Genomic DNA, 18,605 nt, shown 5'->3' with positions numbered 1-18,605 from the left:
AAGCCATTAAGTTAAAGCTTTTCGGAACCCCTACTTTTAACGCTAAAGCGTAACTTAGAAAAAAACTAAATTTTTTTCTGTAGTGCGGGCCTTGTGTTTTCCAGACTAAAACCTAGGTTCCGAAAAAGTTACTCTAAGATATTTTAGCACAATTACACAGATAAGTTATTGTAATTCGAGCAGGACGGTATCTCTTCTTGTCACATCAACCCGTCTGCAGGCATTCTCAAATGCTCCACCCTCGCCTATGACGATACATTTGTGTTTTGCTCTTGTAATAGCGGTGTATATTAACTTGGTATTGTGCATAATGTAATGCGTAAAACTCATAGGAATAACGACAATGTCATACTCCATGCCCTGTACTTTATGGATGGTAAGCGCATATGAGAGCATCAGATGTGATTTGAGTTCTTCATATTCATAACGGACCACGACATTCTCATTTGGGTAAAAGACAAAGACCTGCTCCTCTTCTTCATCAATCTTAAAAAGCAGTCCGCTCATCCCGTTAAAAATTCTCCGCTCATTTGCCTCTTCGCCCTCTTTGAATCCCTCTGCACTCCAAGAAACCATATTTTCATTTTTCGTATGCACAACCTTGTCCATCAGACGAAATTCCAGCTCCCCGCGTTTGACACACTTTTTCGGATTGGGATTGAAATACTCCTGCAAAACTTTGTTGAGATTGTTTGATCCTAAAATACCGCCTTTCATAGGTGTAATTACCTGAAAATAGTTCAGGTACTCTTTTATCTGCTTGTTACTGAGTCGGTATCTGGCTTTTTCAATGGAGGCAACAACCCGGTGAATAATCTCGGCAATAATCTGTTGAGAGTTGTCATCTCTGAGGTGTTTGAGTTCCTCTTGTGAGAGCTGGTTTTTCAGGGCATAATAGTTTTGTATGCTGACATCGACAAACTCAAAATCTTCATATTTTTGCCGATACTCCGGAATCTCTGCCTGACGGATTTGGTTGGCGATGAGGGTAATTGCCTGTTCTTCACTCTGTCTGTAAATCTGCGTCAGTTTCACAGTGGGGGCAAGTTCAAGCGTCAGTACATCACTCAAGACATTTCCCGCTCCGATAGGAGGCAACTGCGCATCATCTCCGACAATAATTACAATGGCCTTTTTTGAAATCTTGTGCATCACCCGTGCAAATAATGAAGAGTTTATCATAGAGGCTTCATCAATCAATACAACCGAATAGGGAAATTTATCACTCCCTTCATGTTTGACCAGCAGTGACTGTATGGTAGCGGACTCAAAACCAGTTGTGTCGCTGATACGCTGGGAAGCTATGCCACTCAAAGCACAGGTAATTATCTCTTTTTTGTCATACCGGGTGTTGAGTAGTTCTAAGATTGTTTTACTTGTCGTGCTCTTTCCCGTTCCTGCGTACCCGACTAAAAAGAGCAAAGAGGCTCCGTTGTTTATCATCTCAACGGCACTTCTTTGCTGCTCTCCGAGCTTTAAAGAGGTTTCAGCCAAAAAGCCCTCAAGGTCTTTGACAAATCCTCCACTGTCAAGTTTTGCTCGCGTTGTAAAATCATCATACAAAAACTTCTCTGCATCATACAGCCGTGCAGGAGAAACCCGCTCATTTTTCATAATCACAATGCTCTGCTCAGCTACCCGCTCCACCAAAGCCGCTTCATACAGGTTTTGTTTGTTGACAAACCCAAGCAGTTCATCCAGCCCGCCAAAAAGCACCTCTTTGCTTATGCAACTGTTTCCCTGTGCCTCACAATAATTTAACAACACATAATCCATCGCCGAACTGATACGCTGCTCATTCTCAGGTGTTACGCCCATTTTCAAGGCAAGTTCATCCGCACGTTTAAAGCCTATGGAGTTGATATTTGTAAGGATGTAAGGATTTTCTTTGATTTTTGTGCAGGGCTCATCCACATCCTTCATCGCTGTGGCAATAGTCGTAAGCAGTGCCGGCGTCACGTCATAAGGGCTTAAAAACTCTCCCAGCCGACGCATAGAGCGAAACTGTTTCCATGAAGCCTGAATCTTTTTGAGGCGTTTTTCTTTAATGCCTTTAAATTCCAGCAGTTTTTCAATGTCATTGTCCAAAATCTCAACAAGGGCTTCTGCACCGAAATGCTCAATCAAATCGGCAGAGAGTTTTTTTGTAAAACCTTTGATGATTTTATTTAAAAAGAAAAAGAGTTCGTTCTGGTTGACTTTGAGTGTCTCAAACTTAAAAGTTTTTCCATACTTTTTATGCTCAACCCACTCCCCTTCAAGCGTAATAGCAGAACCTTTAATGCTCTCAACATCACTCTCAAAATAGGTCCCGCTGATTTTCTCACCACTTTTTAAAACAGCGATAAAAAAACCTTCGGATTCAAAAAGAATTCTGTCTATTTGCCCTATGAGTGTCATAGAACTACTTCGTAACTATCGCAAAACTCTGCTCTAGAATTTCTGTATGTTTTTTTACAAAATCATTCAAATCTTTGAGCTTTAATTTTTTAATTTTTTGCAGTTCTGTTTCTGAGTGGTTCAGAGGAAAGCCTTTGTAGTAGTCCATAAAGGTGCGTTGGAGTCGCTGACTCATTGTTTCTACCCGTAACGGTTCACTGCCGAGAAGAAATTTCTTTGTCTGTTCAAGTTCTTCTTTGGTTACACCTTTGTGAACAAATTCGGAAATAACATTTATGACTGTTTTTTTCGCCTCATCCATTGAGTCAAGTTTGGTTTGCAGGTATCCGTCTAGGTATGAAACAGACTTGTTTACATGTACACGCGCATAGGCGGAGTAGGCAAGTCCGCGTTTGACACGAATCTCTTCCATTAGACGACTGCCAAAACCACCCGTACCGAGTATAAATGTTGCCACTCTGGCTTTGTAATACTCCTCATCATTTACGGCCATATTATACGGTGAGCCGAAATAGATATATGCCTGTTCTGTCTCTCGTTTTAAAATACTCTCTTTTGGCTTGTCACTCGCTTGAAAATGCGGCAGAGGTTCACTTTTGCCTTTTGGCAGTGTGTTTAAAATTTTTGCCATATTTTCTTTGACTTCTTTTATATCAAGATCACCGCCTATAACAATGATAGCACGTGCCACAACCAAATGCTGCTTCACAAACTCTTTTACATCGTCTAGTTCTATGCTTTTTACGCTCTCTACCGTACCCGATGCAGGCTGTGCCAGCGGGGTGTTTGGAAAAAGAAGTTTTTTGAGTTCATTTGATGCAACATAATCATAGTCATTCTCTTTACGGCTCAGGGCTCCAAGCGTCATTGTTTTGACTTTGGAAAGCGCTGCCTCACTGTAGTTTGGATCCTTGAGCAGAGTATTTAAAAATTTTGTAGCATTTTCAAATTCATCTTTGAGTGAACTGACTTCTATGACAAAAGTCTCACTGCCTGTATTTGCAGATATATGAATCGCCCGTGATTCAAGCTCCTCAGAAAAGCCGTTTGAACCCAGTTTTTTTGTTCCCTCATTGAGAAGTTTTGAAGAAAATTTTGCCAATCCCGGTATTTTTGTATCTGTTATCGTTCCGCTGTTTGTAAACACAATCTGCGTATTGACGAGGGGAAGTCTTGTGTCCTGTTCAAAAATAAGCGGGACTTTGATCCCTTTTACTTCTATATAGTCTATTTGTGCTGCCATAATTATCTGTCCTATTGCTAATATTATAAAAAAAAGTTTCATTATTGAAATATCTCTAACGTCTCATATGCCGTATTTCTTACAGCCGGTATTTCACCCAGATCTTTGATGAGATGTACCATCTCCTCTTTTGCCATATGGTAAGCTGCACCGGCTGAACTGACGACATTTTCTTCCATCATCGTGCTTCCCAAATCATTTGCCCCGAATTTGAGTGCCATCTGACCGATATATGGACCCTGTGTAACCCAGGAGCTTTGAATGTTTGGCACATTGTCAAGATAGAGACGGGCAACAGCCAACAAGCGTAAGTATCTGTTAGAAGAAGGTTTTTCCATATCGGGAATCAGACGCAGCAGTTCCGTGTTTTTTCCCTGAAAACTCCACATAATAAAAGCACGAAATCCTCCCGTTTCATCCTGCAGATTTCGCACCATATCCAAATGTTTTATGATGTCTTCATCACTCTCAACAGTTCCATACATCATTGTCGCCGTACTCATTATACCGAGTTTATGTGCCTGTCTGTGCACATCCACCCAGACCTCAGCGTCTATCTTTTTGGGTGCAATAATGTCGCGCACTTTGTCTGAAAGTATCTCAGCCCCCGCACCCGGGATGGAAGCCAGCCCTTTTGCTTTAAGACGTGCCAAAACTTCTTGAATAGTGATACGCGAAACTTTGGCGATGAAGTCCAACTCGATGGAACTGAATCCGTGAATCGTAATCGTCGGATATTTTTGATGAATGTGTTCCACCAAATCTTCATACCACTCTATTTTGAGTTTTGGATGCACACCGCCTTGAAAAAGTATCTGCGTCCCGCCGATTTCTAAGAGTTCGTCTATTTTTGCATCTATCTCATCAAAGGTCAGCACATAAGCATCCGCATCTTTTTCATGTCTGTAAAAGGCACAAAACTTACAGTCTACCCAACAGATATTTGTGTAGTTAATGTTTCTGTCAATGACAAAGGTTGTAATTCCTTTTGGGTGCAACTCTTTTTTTCTTTGTGTTGCCATGCGTCCTAACTCTTTTAAGTCTGCATGACGGATTAAATCAAGGGCTTCTTCTTTTGTCAGTCTACTCATTGTATCGCTTTGTTTGTAATTTTATCAAGTGCATTATCTATTTTTTGCACCAGTTTATCTGAGAGTAACGGATGTTCTTCTTTGAGCCAACTTCCGTTTCTGTAGGCAACTTTCACCTTTTTGTCTCTGTCTTGGTAGACAAGAATTTTCATAGGCAAATCAACACCTGTTACAACATCCTGCTGCATCAACTGTGTCCCTATTTTAGGATTGCCAAAAATGATCAGTTTACTGCTTCGCATTTGCATACCGATATGTTTTGCATTTGCCTGATGATCAACTACAGTAAAAACACGCAAACCCTTTTTTGTCACAATCTCTTTTATCTTTTGTATTGTTGCATCAACACTCTTTGCACTCTCTTTTATAATAATATCATTTGCAAAAAGAGTAACATTTAAAAGTATTGGCAACAGTAAAAAATATTTCATTATTTCCATCCTCTGTTTCGTGAATTGATAGACTTCTTTTTGATAAAAAGCCTATAAAAAATATACATTGCAAGCATACCAATAAATACACCCAGAATTACCTGAAGCCATGCAGCTAAATTTAAAACTTTATGTAAAATGCCTGCATGCTCTTTGTTGTCTATATTGACATTTGCCATCTCTGCAATATGTGCCATTGCGGAAACTGCCAGATTTCCTTCGGGTATACTTTGGTGACAGGCTATACATGCTCCGGCTCTGTCTGTTTTATCAATCTGTGCCTGACTCAGAGGCTGTGAAAGTTTCCAGTGATGTCCGACAGTCTGCAGTTGCGTTCCGTTTTCATCTAAAAATTTTGAGTAGTCAAAATGTAAATTTGGTATGGCAGGAATCTGCTCATCTACAATCGTCGGCATAATTTTCCCATCAGCACTCATGATATCGACTATGGTATCCACAGAAGGATCAAATGTTGTTTGCGAACCTGTTATACCGTACCCAAGTGCTTTTTTCATAGCATGACAGCTTTCACAGCTTCTTGGTTCTTTTTGAATTGTATGAGGCTGAATCGGTGCCATATCAATGGCATTTTGACCTTCAGCTCCTGCGCCTTCGACATTTGGTATTTTAAATATATGATTTTGAAGTAGCGCTTTTCCGTCTTTTCCTATAACAGTGATGGTAGTTTGGCATCCCGGAATAGTCGGGCTTATTCGTCCTTCTCCGTTTTGAGACAGAGCCGGATCTTCCCAGCGTAAAAAACTTCTTGTTTCGGTCACCTGTCCGTCAACCAGATATTTTTTCAATGATTTTCGCATAATACCTGTTTGTCCGTGTATATCATGATCATGGGAGGACTGCAGATAATCAGGGTTTTGTTTTCCGCCGCTGTAGTCAATTTTCACATGACATCCGTAACACTGCGGTGCCCAGGTTGCATGACAGGTGTAACACTCAAGCCTGTCATTGTGTGCTGTAATCTTGTCCATTGCCAGCAGTCCTGCTTTTGAGAGCTTTTCCTCTTTTTTAAGCAGTTTGAGCGGTTTGAGCACTACATCTTTTCCGCTTGCCAAATGCATTATGACTTCATTGCCTTTTTTGGTTGCATGTATCAGAGGATTTCCCCTTGCTGAGAGCAGATAACCCTCATCCGGATTATTGACACTTCCCTGTTTTAGGTACTCTGCCATCGTCTTTGTAACGCCTCTGGCTTCCCCTGTCTGTGGAGATGTCTTAAACTCGTCACTGTAACCCAATGGCAGTTCCCATGGATATTTTTTTGTTGTTCCGTGGCAGTCCTGACACTCTATCTCTACAGCGCCGGCATTGGCTCCACTTAAAAAACCGTCTCCGTGCATATCATTGGATGTGTGGCAATCCTGACACAGCATTCCCTTTTTAAAATGCACATCTCCCTGCATATGAATATATCGTTTGGTATGCAATTTTGGCTGGGGATTTCCCTCTTTGTCAAAAGTTGCCTTATAAGCAGTTTCCATCAGTCCCTGATACGAAACACCTATGCGTTTTCCGCGATTATGACAGGTAGAACATGTCTCTGTCGGAATGCCCGAATAACTCTGTTTGTGCACCGTAACTTTTGTTTCGCGTGATGACTGTATCTGATGTACAAGCAAATGGCCCCGTTCTTTATGTGATATACTTTTGTCACCGCCCTCATAATAGCCTTCGTTTGAATAGGGGATATGACAGGCTGCACAGCCTATACCTCGGTAATCACCTCTTTTTTGACGCCCCTTGCTTCCTGTATGGCAACGCAGGCACTCTTGGCGCAAATAGGTATAGACAGCCAGAGAAGGGTCTTTTTCAACCTCTTGTGCTGTTGGAGCGGGCGGCAACTGCGTCATCTCCTTAGGAAATGCCTGCGGTTCCATTTTTGAGAGTTTTTGCATATACTCCTGATACTTTTTTGTACCAAGTCTGGCATGAATATCTGTCGGATTTTTTGTTTGATATGTGCCTACTGTATGGTTGTATCCCTCTTTGCCGCCAAAACTCCAAAGTGCTCCCTGGATTTTTCCCTGTTCTGTCATCATCAGAGAGTTCATTTGCGCTGAGACTTCTTCTTTGTGACACATTCCACAGGTATTTTTGTTGACCCAGGTACTTCCCGGTGCCGGATAAAACTCTTTGGGGCCTTCATGGGACAAAAAGTATTTCAGAGTTCCTTTATGGGCTTTGTTTTTATGTTTTGTTGCCGGGTTGCCTCCGTGGCAGACAATACAGCTGTTTTTCGGATACCCTGCTTTGGCTGCTTTTTTTGCAATCGCTTTTGCCATGCCGGATTCAGGCGCCCGTATGTGTTCAATCCCTCCGTGACACTTCAGACAATTGTTTGTTTGTTTGTAATTGACTGATGCAGATAAAAATGTTGCAAATAAAACACCGAACCAGAGTATCTTTGTCATCTCTGTTTATGCCTTTTTGTCTTTGGCTATTGCATCCAAAACACCATTGATAAACTTTGGAGACTGTTCTGTTCCAAATGATTTTGTAATTTCAACCGCTTCATTGATAACTACGGCAGAATCAAGACCGCTAAAAAGAATTTCATACGTAGCGAGTCGCAATGTTGCACGTTCAATGGCACCAAGGCGTTCAAAATCCCACTCTTTGAGATGTTCGATAATAGCTTTGTCAATCGCTTCAATATGCTCCATCACACCTTCATACAGACCTAGAGCAAAATCTTTTTGCTTGTTTCTGATTTTTTTCTCTTCAAGAATTTCAGCAGAGTGTTCGGAAGTGTTGCCGTTGCCCAAATCGTATGCGTACAGAAGGCTGACTACAGCCATGCGTGCCTGTTGACGAGTAGCCATTACAGCACCTCATATAAATCTAACATCTCAATCACAACCGTCATCGCTTCAAAGCCTTTGTTCCCGGCTTTTGTTCCGGCTCTCTCTATCGCCTGTTCAATCGTGTCTGTTGTCAAAAGACCGAATGAAACCGGTTTTTGGTACTTCAGACTCATGCTTGCAATCCCTTTTGTCGCTTCAGCCGCAACATAGTCAAAATGCGGTGTAGAACCGCGTATTACGGCTCCTAAAGCACAAACTGCATCATATTTTCCGCTTGCAAGGAGTTGATCGACGATCATCGGCAGCTCAAAGGCACCCGGAATCAATACATGTGTCAAATCTTCTTCATTCCCGCCGTGACGGTCAAAGGCGTCTTTTGCACCTTCTACGAGTCTGTCCACTATAAAGTGATTCCATCGCGTACTTACTATGGCAATTTTTTTGCCGTTTACTACTTTTAATTTACCTTCAATCAAGTTCATATATTATTTCCTTTTGTTTATTTTATTTGCTGAATTTTTTTAATTTTTTCTATCAGTCTTTCCAATTCGTCTAATTTTAGCATATTTGGGCCGTCACTCAAAGCACAACTCGGATCAAAATGTGTTTCAAAGAAAAATCCGTCCACGCCGATGGCTGCCGCTGCTTTTGCAAGATGTGGCACCATAGAGCTGTCACCGCCTGTTTTGCCGCCTAACGCTCCTGGCATCTGTACAGAGTGTGTTGCATCAAAAATCACCGGTGCAAACTCTTTCATAATCACCAAAGAACGCATATCTACAACAATGTTGCCGTATCCGAAAGAACTGCCTCTCTCTGTCAAATATACCCCGTGCTTTTTGGAGTTTTCATAACTCACTTCGTCACATCCACGGGTTTTTAATACTTTCATTACAGAGTATTTCATATCAGGCGGGTTGATAAACTGCCCTTTTTTAATGTTTATCTCTTTGTCTGTTTTTGCACACGCGACAAGCAAATCTGTTTGACGGCACAAAAATGCAGGAATCTGCAACATATCTACCACTTTTGCAACAGGCTCAACCTGAATCGTTTCATGCACATCCGTCACTACTTTATAGCCAAAATCATCTTTGACTTTTTGGAGTATGCGAAGACCTTCTCCCATACCCAAACCACGAAAACTCTCCAAAGATGTTCTGTTTGCTTTGTCAAAACTCGCTTTAAAATAAAAATCTATCGTCTTGTCATTATGATATTTTTCCAATGCTTTTGCTATTGTAAAAATATTTTCTTCGCTCTCAATAACACAGGGCCCTGCTAAAAGTTTCATTATTTTCACCTAATTTGTATAATTTATTCATTTTATATAGTATTATACTCTTTTCTTTTTAATCTCTACTTACTTATCCCGTGCAACCATGATACCCGCAACCACTATCAATACAATTCCAAAACTCGTTACCAGTGACGGAAGAGCATCTCCCAGGAAAAGACCGACCAGTATCGAAAAAAGTATATTTGTATAACTCACAGCACCGACAATTCCCGCTTTTGTCTCTCCGTAGGCTTTTGTCATCAGCAGTTGTGCAATCGTAGCAAAAATTCCCATTGCAAAAAGATAGAACCAGATTATGCCATGCGGCATTACAAACTTTGCAAGCATAAAATCAAGTTCAGGAAAATTCAGATAAGGAGAAACAACAAACAAAATAACCGGACCAAGTGTGCCTGTAATCATAAAAGAAAGCACAATGGCACGGGTATCATAGTAGGCTTTTAATTCCCGTACAGAAGTATAGGCAAGTGCTGCACCCACCCCGCTGAAAATTCCGAGCAGATCATATTTTGAAAATCCGATTCCGCTTGGCTGCGTGATAAAAAGTATACCGATAAATCCGATAAAAACAGCAATCCATCCTTTGTAAGAAAGCTTTTCATTTAAAAAAAACCATGCAAAAAGTGCTGTAAAAATCGGGGATGTTTTTGAGTAAGTCATTGCATCACCCAGAGGAATGTGTGCGATATTGTAAAAAAAAGCCAGCAGTGCGACAAAGCCCATAAAACCCCGAAAAAAGAGTAAAAAAGGCTTGCCCCCAGTATGCTGCATAGGCTTTTTCAGCACTGCGATACCCACCAGTATCACTCCGGCAATATTTCTAAAAAAAACAACTTCAAGTGAACTCATATTTTGGCTGGCAAGCTTGGCAAAAGCACCCATAATTGCAAATGCCAAGCTGGCAATGAGCATATACTGTACGCCTTTGTTTAAATTTTTAATTCTATTCATGAATGCAATTATATCCATTTACTTCAGCATTGTATAATCTCATAAAAATATAGGAAAAAATATGGGCAATTTATTTTTATTTCTGCTTTTAGGGGCAGTCTTTTATTATATATTTAAAAGTTACGGCAGATACACAGCCGAGTATTCTCAAGAAACATTTAAAAATTTTTCTGTTTCGTATGAATCACTGAAAAACAGTGATCTGGGTCTTTTTGTCGCACTTGTTGCCAAAGTTGCCAAAGCTGACGGCCATGTTGATGCCCTTGAAGCACAGCTTGTAGGTATCATGTTTGATGACATTTCCAAGGTCTTTCCGGAACCTGCAAAAACAAAAGATATTTTAAAACAAATCTTCAACGAAGAAAAAGAACGCCGTGACAATACAGAGCAGATTGCCCATGCTTTGGCAGAAGCACTCAGACGCAATAAAGCCCAACAAGAGCAGTTTATGGGATTTCTCATTCAGCTCGCTTTTGCAGACGGTGAAGTGACCCAAAGTGAAGAAGAGGTACTCACCACAATTGCCGAGGCTTTTGCTTTTGATCCGCAAAAATACCATGCTATTTTTGACCAGTTCGAAGCAATGATGAAGAATATCCGTCCGCAGGCTACACTGGATGATGCCTACAAGATTTTGGGTGTCAGTAAAAATGACGATATGAGTACCATCAAAAAAGCCTACAGAAAGCTTGTGCGTCAATATCATCCTGACATCATCAAGTCTCAGGGAAAAAGCGAAGAGTATATCAAAGAAGCAACTGCCAAAACGCAGGAGATAAATCAGGCCTATGAGATGATAAAAAAGGCTAGAGGCTAGAGTGTGAAACATCTTCTCATCTCGTTCTTTTTTACATGTAGTTTCTTGGAAGCCTCACAAAACAGTGCCCTGCTCTTTCACGGCAACTGCACAACCTGTCACTTTGAAACGAAATCTGTTTCAGCCCCGGCAATGATGGAAGTGCGTACAAGATATTTGAATGCATTTCCTGATAAAAAAGATTTTGTCAGAGAGATGGCAGAGTGGGTACATAAACCCAATGGAGAGCGTTCCATCATGCAAGATGCCATTGACAAATACGAGCTCATGCCCAATCTTGCCTTTGAAAAAGATGTTTTACAAGATATAGCTGCATATATTTACGAAACAGATTTTACCAGGCAACACAGTCCGCACTGAAGTACAAAGACGCTTAACCCGCCAGGCTGAAATCTTTCTCCCAAAAAAATTCTATCCATGCATCTGCTTCATTTATCCAAAAATCCGGTTTGTATATTGACGTTTTTTTATAAAAAAGTGTCGAAGATTTAAATACCGCTTCAGGAAAGTTTTTTTGCAAATGCTGCATGACATACGCAAGTGTTTCACCACTGTCGGCTATATCATCCACAACAAGCACTCTTTGCACATCTGCCAAACTGCATGTTCCAAAAAGAGACAGCTCTTTACGTTTACATGTAACATCATACAGCTCTGTTCTTATACTCTGCACATCCCGAATATCAAGCCCTTCTGCCAGACAATGCGCTAAAGTAAACCCGCCTCTTGCTACAGATACTATTGCATCGGCATTGAAATTTTTCACTTCCAAAATGAGTTTTTGCGTATCATTTCTAAAATTTTCATAAGAATAGTACTGTTTCAATGTTTTCCTTAGTTAGGGTAAAGATTTATGGTAGTATACTACATGTAATGTTAATAAAAAGGTCCTTATGATGAATAAAATAATGAAAAATATAATTGCAATAGCACTGATAGCAGCAGCGATTACAGGGTGTAGCAGTAAAAAAACCGAACCAAAGAAACAGGAAGTCTACACACCCACCTTTACGTGTAAACAAGAGGGTGTTGCCGCTCCGAGATGGACCTGTATTCCCGATGTTCCAGGTTACTATGCAGGTGTGGGTGTTGCAGAAAAAAGTGCAGCAGGTATTGCCCATATGCGTCGGGTAGCGCGTATGAACGGCCGTTCTGATTTGGCACAGCAGATTGAAAGTAAAATCAAAGACAAAATGGAAGGTTTTACGAGAGCCACAGGAAACGGCTCTGCCGAAACAGTGGACAAAGTTACAACGGCTGTCACAAAGCAGGTGGCAAAAGTAGATTTAAAAGGCTCAAAACCCATAGACATGTGGACGGCTCCATCAGGTGCAATTTATATGCTTGTAACTGTTCCTGAGTCAAGCGTCAACCAAGAGGTGAAAAAAGCCTATAAAAAAGCAGTTGATTCGAGTTTCAACAATGACAATGCCCTTTGGCAGCAATTCCAGTCAAAACAGGCACTGGAAAATTTAGACAAAGAGTTTCCGACTGAATAACAACGCTCCCTACTGCCCATAAAACGGGCAGTTTTTGCTTCTGCCTCCATTTAACCATAATTTAGATATAATTTCAAAAATATTTTATAATTCTTCGCAAGTTTACAAGGTTCACTCATGAAAAAAATCGCAATTATCGGCCGTCCAAATGTTGGAAAAAGCTCACTTTTTAATCGTTTGGTAAAAAAACGTGATGCCATTACATCTGATTTGGCAGGAACAACACGGGATGTCAAACGAAAAACAGCCGTAATTATTGACAAAGAAGCAGAACTTTTAGATACCGGCGGACTTGACAAAGGGTGCGAGCTTTTTGAAAAAATAAAAGAGATGTCACTCAAAGCTGCCTACAAAGCGGACATTATTTTGTATATGGTAGACGGCAAAGGTTTGCCTGAAGATGAAGACAAAAAACTTTTTTATGAACTCCAAAATATGGGTAAAGACATCGCTCTTGTCGTCAATAAAATAGACAATGACAAAATGAAAGAGAAGCTCTGGGAGTTTTATGAGTTTGGTACAGATGCCATCTTCGGTATCTCTGTAGCACACAACAGAAATACTGTTGAACTGCTCGACTGGATCTATGACAAACTGCCACAAAGTGATATTCTCAAAGAAGAGGAGACAGAGGAAATACAAATCATCACAGAGGAGAAAGAAGAACTCAGTGATGAAGAATTTTTCTCACAATATTCCCAGGATGAAGAAGATGACAGTTTCATCTACTGGGACGAGGAAGAGGTAGAAGATGACTCGATATTTGCTCAAAATGACCGTATCAAAGAGTTTGATGAAAATGATATAAACCATATAAAAATAGCAATTATCGGGCGTACAAATGTCGGAAAAAGTTCCCTGCTTAATGCTCTTTTGGGCGAGGAACGCTCTGTTGTAAGTTCTGTTGCCGGTACAACCATTGACCCCATAGATGAGACCATAGTTTATAAAGACAAACAGCTTACCTTTGTTGATACCGCAGGACTTCGCCGTCGCGGTAAAATTGTCGGTATTGAAAAGTATGCTTTAATGCGCACAAAAGAGATGCTTGAAAATGCAAATATGGCACTTGTGGTTTTGGATGCGAGTGAACCGTTTTTAGATTTGGATGAAAAAATTGCGGGACTTGTTGATCAAAACAGGCTTGCCTGTATTATCATTCTTAACAAATGGGATATAGCCAAAAGAGAAGAGCATGACAAAATCATCAAAGAGGTGCGTGACAGATTTAAGTTTTTAGCCTATGCACCTATTTTAACCCTTTCGGCAAAAAGCCATCAAAGAGTGGACAAACTTCATGATATGATTTTAGAAATAAACGAAAACTATTCACAAAGAATTCCAACATCCCGACTCAATGAAGTTTTGGAGCGGGCACTGCGCCGTCACACCCTGCCAAGTATGCACGGACAGGTAATTCGCATCTATTATGCTACGCAGTATGAAACACGACCGCCAAAAATTGCCATTGTTATGAATAAGCCAAAAGGTCTGCACTTTACCTACAGACGCTATCTGACAAACAAACTCCGTGAAGCCTTTAATTTCAGCGGAACCCCGCTTCTTTTTAAAGCAAAAAAGAGAGGAGACAAATAGATGAGCTATACTCTGGCTTTTACATTTTTATTTGGTGGAATCGGACTGACAGCTTTGAGTGTTTATTTTTATAAAAAGATGAAAGAGGAAGAGAGAAACAACAGTCGGCACTAAAGTACCGATTCCGATTTAAAAAGGTTTGAGCACCACCATTGCTACTATTACCAGCATCAAAAGTGTCGGTATTTCATTATACATTCTAAAAAACTTTCCACTTTTTGTACATCTGTCTTCTAAAAGCTGTTTTCTGTAAAAGTTCATAGAATAAAAATTTATAACCAGTAAAAGCACGAATAACAGCTTTGCATGTAACCATGGAGCACTCATCCATCCGCCAAGATAAATAAGTGCCGCACCGCTAAGTAGTGTAGCCCACATAGAAGGCACACCTATATATTTAAAAAGCTTCATTTCCTGAATTTTAACTACCTCCACAAAACCTTTGTTGTCACTGTTTTCAACATGATAGACAAAAAGTCTCGGCAGATAAAACAATACTGCAAACCAGGAAATAAAAGAGATGACGTGAAACCATAAAAGCCAGTTATACATATAAGACACCTAAAAGTTTTTTTCTATGTATATTGATTCATAATTTGAACCACCGTGTCTTACATTGTTAATCAAACCAAAAATCCCTGACCGGTGTTTTAACAAAACGCCAATATATGTTTCATCTAATGGCTTATACTTCACAAGTTTTCCCAAGTCAAAATCCAGGCTTATATCCAAATAATTTAAAAAGTGTGAATTGTTATCATTATGATTTTGAGCATCTATGCGTTCTATTTCCAAAACACGGCTTATATAAGAAGCTCCCTCTCCAAAACCAAAACGCACTCTGTTGTTCCAAAAATCAATATTGTAATATGCTTTTATATAAATATCAGCACCATATACATCTTTTTGGGCCGTTTCGTTATAAAATGTCAACCCACCTTTAAGGTACAAATCTACCGGCCATTCAAACAAATCTTTCACCAAAAGATAACCACCATCTATATTATATGCTTTTAAATCATCTCTGTAGGCTCCAAACTTTCCAAGCGCTATATCAGCCGCCGAATAGAATGTAGGTTTGCCAACTGCCATTCTAAGAGAATAGTCACTTTGCGATGCGGAAAGATTTACTATGAAAATCAAAAATAATAATAATCTCATATAGCTGCTTTATACATCTGTAAGTTCTAGTTCTTTAATAGAAGGACCTTTATGATCAGTTACTTTGTCATGTAAGCGGCGTAACGCTTTATTTGCACGGTCAACAGCCACATCAATGGCAGCATCCAAATCTTTGTGGTGTTCACTGATGACAATAGGAGCAGAGTGTGCCACATGTATTTCAAACTCCACTAAAACACCTGCTCTTTCAGCAGAAACTATACAATTTACTCTCGTAATATCTAAAGAAAACTTTTTAAATTTTTCAATGCCCTGTTCTATATGTGCTTTCTTTTCGTCTGTTAAAGTTATATCTTTTGCACGAATTTGTACTATCATCATAAATCCTTTAATTTAAAGTCATAAGACTTGGTTATATTTAATTATATCATAGCAAAATAAAGCTGAGATGGGTATAATACGCCTTAAAAAATCAGGAATTGTATAATGAGAGTTTTAACCGGTATTCAACCCTCAGGTGATTTACATATAGGAAACTATTTTGGTTCTATTAAACAAATGGTCGATGCGCAAAAAGAGAATGACACTTTTGCATTTATAGCAAACTACCATGCACAGACAAGTGTAAAAGACGGCAAAAGACTGGCAGAACTGACTATGCAGTCGGCAACAGATTTTTTGGCACTGGGCATAGACCCGCAAAAATCAACTTTTTGGGTACAGTCTGATGTAAAAGAAGTTCTGGAACTTTACTGGGTTCTTTCTTCTTTTACGCCTATGGGGCTGCTTGAGCGTGCCCACAGCTATAAAGATAAAACAGCCAAAGGCATAGCCGCAAACCATTCGCTCTTTTCCTATCCTGTTTTAATGGCTGCCGATATTTTGCTCTATCAGCCTGATATTATACCGGTAGGAAAAGATCAGATCCAGCATGTTGAGATTGCACGCGACATCGCCATAAAATTCAACAACGAATATGGCGATATATTTAAACTTCCGGAATATAAAATAGAAGCAGATGTTGCTACAGTTCCGGGAACCGACGGACAGAAAATGTCCAAAAGCTATAACAACACTGTCAATATATTTGGTAAAGAGAAAAAACAGCTCAAAACAATCAAAAAAATTGTTACCGAAGCGGTACCTATGGAAGAACCAAAAGAGTATGAAAACTGTAATGTGTACAATATGGCAAAACTCTTTTTAAATGAAAATGAATGCAAAGAACTCCAGCAAAGGTATAAAAAAGGCGGTGAAGGACACGGACACTTCAAACTCTATCTGCATGATATTATCTGGGAATATTTCAGGCCCTACAGAGAAAAAAGAGAATATTATGCCGCCCACCAAGACGAAGTGAGAGAAATACTCCTCCAGGGTGCGCACAAAGCAAAAGAGATTGTAGCTCCGACTATAGACAAAGTCAGAACAGTAACAGGGATAAAATACTAAAAAAGTATTTTATCAAAGTCGTAAAGAACTTTTAGCAATAAAGTTCTTTTTCGACCAAATCGGTTCTTTCAAATCCAGCAAACTGCGGACCTCATCGTTTACCAGACGATAATACAATGTCACTTCAACACTCTCCTGACTTTCTCATATGGACACACATTTTTTAAGTGTTGATTGCATCATAAACCTTTTGCTGTATCTCATCAAACGATAAAGTATAGAACTTCCCCTTGACATTGAGAGCAAACATATGTTTAATAATATCGCGGAGCAGTTTTTGAGAAAAATTAAATTTTACATTGCCTAATTTCAACCTTCTCTCAAACTCTTTATAGACAGCATACGATACAAACGAAATAAGAACATGCGCCTTTATCCTCTCTTCAATTCTATGATATATAGGTCTTATGCGCAAATCTGTCTTTGATATTCTAAATGCCTTCTCAACATCATATTGATTCTGATAGTGTGCTATAACATCATTGGCTGAGAGTGTAAAATCATTTGTTGCAAACCCTTTAATACCATCAAGTCTCTCATCTTGCATTACTCTGTCTGGATTGAGTTTGTATTTGATATTGCATTTATCATCAATATCCAAATATTTTGCATAGTATGAGAGTTTTAAGTCACTCTTGGTGATATTTTTCTTTGAGAGTTTTGCTTTGATTTTTTCTAATGCTTTTTCTCTTGTTCTTTTATCTTTTTTGGCCCGTTTGGTAGAGTAAGAGAGAATAAGCTTTTGTTTGATGTGGAGTATTTGTTTTTTATCATTTTCATCTTTATAGGGTATCTCTTTTTCAATCTCTATTGTATGAATAGTTCCATTATCAAGAAAGGTTAAATTTGCAATACGTTCTTTGAGATTATTGTCAATATTTTTGATCTTATAGGCAAGGATATATTTGTAGCCATTATTTTCTAAAAAAGCTATATTTGCATGTGTAAGCATTCCTCTGTCAGCTACAACGATTGGTTTGTTTTTGAGATGAAATCTTGTTTGGAATTTTTGCAGTATATCAACAAGAGTATGCCCTTCATATTTATTTCCCTCATATAGCTCAAAGCTCAGTGGATGCCCCTCTAAGGTTGTAAACAATCCCAGCAGTATTTGGGGACGGGCAAGTTTTCCCTCTTTGGAAAATCCTATGCGTCTTAAGTCATCTTCGCTCTCACTCTCAAAGTATAATGTTGTTACATCATAAAAGGTTACCGTGATAGCACCTTGCATTATTTTTTTGGTATGCTCAAACACGCACTGCTCTATTTGTTGTTTTATCTCCTCTTGGTAGATAGTATCTAGAAAGCGGTAGATTCTGTTTTTATCAATCTTTTCTTTTTTAAAATATTCAAGATAATCTATAAGGTAGAGCTTACTGCCAGGATAGAGTATTCTTGATATAACAAGCGATTTAAAAAGCTGCATCTTTTGAAAATCTAAAGCGATTTTATCGCATCCTAAATATTTGAATATTTTGCCATAAATAAGTTCATCACCTATAGGTGTTACATCTCTGTTTGCCAATGAAATAAACTCTAAATTATTTTGCTTGTCATCATCTTTTATAGTGTCAAAGAGTGTTGGATAGAGTTCTTTGTTTAATTCTTCTAATCGTTTTTGTGCTATCTCAAGATAGATTCTTTTTTCATCATCATTTTTGACACAGGCAATAGTCTCTACTACCTTATATTGCCGATGAGTCCTGTCTATGATTTGAATACTGATAGTTCCACTACTGTTTTTCTTTTGGCGAATATGCAAACTCATAGGCAAATTGTAACAAATTTATGAAGCCCGGACACACACTTTTTAGATTTTAATGGCTTTTAAATCCCTAAAATAAGGGATTCGTGTTTTTAAAAAATTAGATTTTTTATTGA

Annotated in this window: 19 protein-coding genes; 5 read left to right on the top strand and 14 right to left on the bottom strand. The window is 39.2% G+C overall.

Annotated elements, in window-relative coordinates; all coding sequences use genetic code 11:
* Positions 1-165 precede the first annotated feature (165 nt).
* From LCX93_RS01995 to LCX93_RS01955, 9 genes are all read right to left on the bottom strand, one after another.
* Positions 166-2,400, bottom strand: a complete 2,235-nt coding sequence (locus LCX93_RS01995) for an AAA family ATPase (protein WP_226067796.1) — start codon at positions 2,398-2,400, stop codon at positions 166-168.
* A gap of 4 nt (positions 2,401-2,404) precedes the next feature.
* A complete protein-coding gene (locus LCX93_RS01990) occupies positions 2,405-3,643 on the bottom strand; it encodes a M16 family metallopeptidase (protein ID WP_193151874.1) in 1,239 nt (412 codons plus the stop codon).
* A gap of 41 nt (positions 3,644-3,684) precedes the next feature.
* Positions 3,685-4,734 (bottom strand): dehypoxanthine futalosine cyclase, encoded by a 1,050-nt coding sequence (locus tag LCX93_RS01985; protein ID WP_226067794.1) that lies wholly within the window; start codon positions 4,732-4,734, stop codon positions 3,685-3,687.
* A complete protein-coding gene (locus LCX93_RS01980) occupies positions 4,731-5,165 on the bottom strand; it encodes a DUF302 domain-containing protein (protein ID WP_226067792.1) in 435 nt (144 codons plus the stop codon). The genes LCX93_RS01985 and LCX93_RS01980 overlap by 4 nt, the downstream gene beginning before the upstream one ends.
* Positions 5,165-7,594 (bottom strand): multiheme c-type cytochrome, encoded by a 2,430-nt coding sequence (locus tag LCX93_RS01975; protein ID WP_226067790.1) that lies wholly within the window; start codon positions 7,592-7,594, stop codon positions 5,165-5,167. The genes LCX93_RS01980 and LCX93_RS01975 overlap by 1 nt, the downstream gene beginning before the upstream one ends.
* A gap of 6 nt (positions 7,595-7,600) precedes the next feature.
* On the bottom strand, positions 7,601-8,005 hold the full coding sequence (nusB, locus tag LCX93_RS01970; RefSeq protein WP_226067789.1) for a transcription antitermination factor NusB: 405 nt from the start codon (positions 8,003-8,005) through the stop codon (positions 7,601-7,603).
* Positions 8,005-8,469, bottom strand: coding sequence for a 6,7-dimethyl-8-ribityllumazine synthase (gene ribH, locus LCX93_RS01965; protein WP_193151149.1), 465 nt, complete (start codon positions 8,467-8,469; stop codon positions 8,005-8,007). The genes nusB and ribH overlap by 1 nt, the downstream gene beginning before the upstream one ends.
* Before the next feature lie 17 nt (positions 8,470-8,486).
* The gene (kdsA, locus tag LCX93_RS01960) at positions 8,487-9,281 is read right to left on the bottom strand and encodes a 3-deoxy-8-phosphooctulonate synthase (RefSeq protein WP_226067787.1); all 795 of its coding nucleotides are present in this window, start codon (positions 9,279-9,281) and stop codon (positions 8,487-8,489) included.
* 69 nt (positions 9,282-9,350) lie between these two features.
* On the bottom strand, positions 9,351-10,256 hold the full coding sequence (locus LCX93_RS01955; protein WP_226067785.1) for a DMT family transporter: 906 nt from the start codon (positions 10,254-10,256) through the stop codon (positions 9,351-9,353).
* A gap of 43 nt (positions 10,257-10,299) precedes the next feature.
* Here LCX93_RS01955 and LCX93_RS12620 point away from each other — a divergent pair, with 43 nt between their 5' ends.
* Together LCX93_RS12620 and LCX93_RS01940 are read left to right on the top strand one after the other, a co-directional pair.
* Positions 10,300-11,055, top strand: a complete 756-nt coding sequence (locus tag LCX93_RS12620; RefSeq protein WP_283949361.1) for a TerB family tellurite resistance protein — start codon at positions 10,300-10,302, stop codon at positions 11,053-11,055.
* 3 nt (positions 11,056-11,058) lie between these two features.
* A complete protein-coding gene (locus tag LCX93_RS01940; protein WP_226067783.1) occupies positions 11,059-11,415 on the top strand; it encodes a cytochrome C in 357 nt (118 codons plus the stop codon).
* Positions 11,416-11,428: 13 nt separating this feature from the next.
* Here the strand turns inward: LCX93_RS01940 and LCX93_RS01935 are convergent, their stop codons facing one another.
* Positions 11,429-11,881: a phosphoribosyltransferase gene (locus LCX93_RS01935; RefSeq protein ID WP_226067781.1), complete on the bottom strand. Its 453-nt coding sequence runs from the start codon at positions 11,879-11,881 to the stop codon at positions 11,429-11,431.
* 67 nt (positions 11,882-11,948) lie between these two features.
* Here LCX93_RS01935 and LCX93_RS01930 point away from each other — a divergent pair, with 67 nt between their 5' ends.
* Together LCX93_RS01930 and der are read left to right on the top strand one after the other, a co-directional pair.
* Complete coding sequence (locus LCX93_RS01930) at positions 11,949-12,554, top strand: LPP20 family lipoprotein (protein WP_226067779.1); 606 nt, start codon at positions 11,949-11,951, stop codon at positions 12,552-12,554.
* A gap of 117 nt (positions 12,555-12,671) precedes the next feature.
* A complete protein-coding gene (gene der / locus LCX93_RS01925) occupies positions 12,672-14,150 on the top strand; it encodes a ribosome biogenesis GTPase Der (protein ID WP_226067777.1) in 1,479 nt (492 codons plus the stop codon).
* A 129-nt stretch (positions 14,151-14,279) separates the two neighbouring features.
* On the opposite strand, the gene hemJ is transcribed toward der, so the two are convergent.
* The 3 genes from hemJ to hpf are packed head-to-tail and all read right to left on the bottom strand — an operon-like array spanning position 14,280 to position 15,653.
* Positions 14,280-14,702, bottom strand: coding sequence for a protoporphyrinogen oxidase HemJ (gene hemJ, locus LCX93_RS01920; RefSeq protein WP_226067766.1), 423 nt, complete (start codon positions 14,700-14,702; stop codon positions 14,280-14,282).
* Positions 14,703-14,711: 9 nt separating this feature from the next.
* A complete protein-coding gene (locus tag LCX93_RS01915; RefSeq protein WP_226067756.1) occupies positions 14,712-15,311 on the bottom strand; it encodes a hypothetical protein in 600 nt (199 codons plus the stop codon).
* Between the two features lie 9 nt (positions 15,312-15,320).
* Complete coding sequence (gene hpf, locus LCX93_RS01910) at positions 15,321-15,653, bottom strand: ribosome hibernation-promoting factor, HPF/YfiA family (protein ID WP_226067754.1); 333 nt, start codon at positions 15,651-15,653, stop codon at positions 15,321-15,323.
* Between the two features lie 105 nt (positions 15,654-15,758).
* Here hpf and trpS point away from each other — a divergent pair, with 105 nt between their 5' ends.
* Positions 15,759-16,724 (top strand): tryptophan--tRNA ligase, encoded by a 966-nt coding sequence (gene trpS / locus LCX93_RS01905; protein WP_226067745.1) that lies wholly within the window; start codon positions 15,759-15,761, stop codon positions 16,722-16,724.
* Positions 16,725-16,887: 163 nt separating this feature from the next.
* Here trpS and LCX93_RS01900 read toward each other — a convergent pair whose 3' ends face one another.
* Positions 16,888-18,486 carry an IS1634 family transposase gene (locus tag LCX93_RS01900; RefSeq protein WP_502988722.1) on the bottom strand — a complete coding sequence of 533 codons (1,599 nt, stop codon included), beginning with the start codon at positions 18,484-18,486 and terminating at the stop codon, positions 16,888-16,890.
* Positions 18,487-18,605: the final 119 nt, after the last annotated feature.

The sequence above is a fragment of the Sulfurimonas sp. SWIR-19 genome (assembly GCF_020410885.1).
In the GTDB taxonomy this organism is placed as follows: domain Bacteria; phylum Campylobacterota; class Campylobacteria; order Campylobacterales; family Sulfurimonadaceae; genus Sulfurimonas; species Sulfurimonas sediminis.
This window is presented reverse-complemented; position numbering and strand designations above follow the sequence as displayed.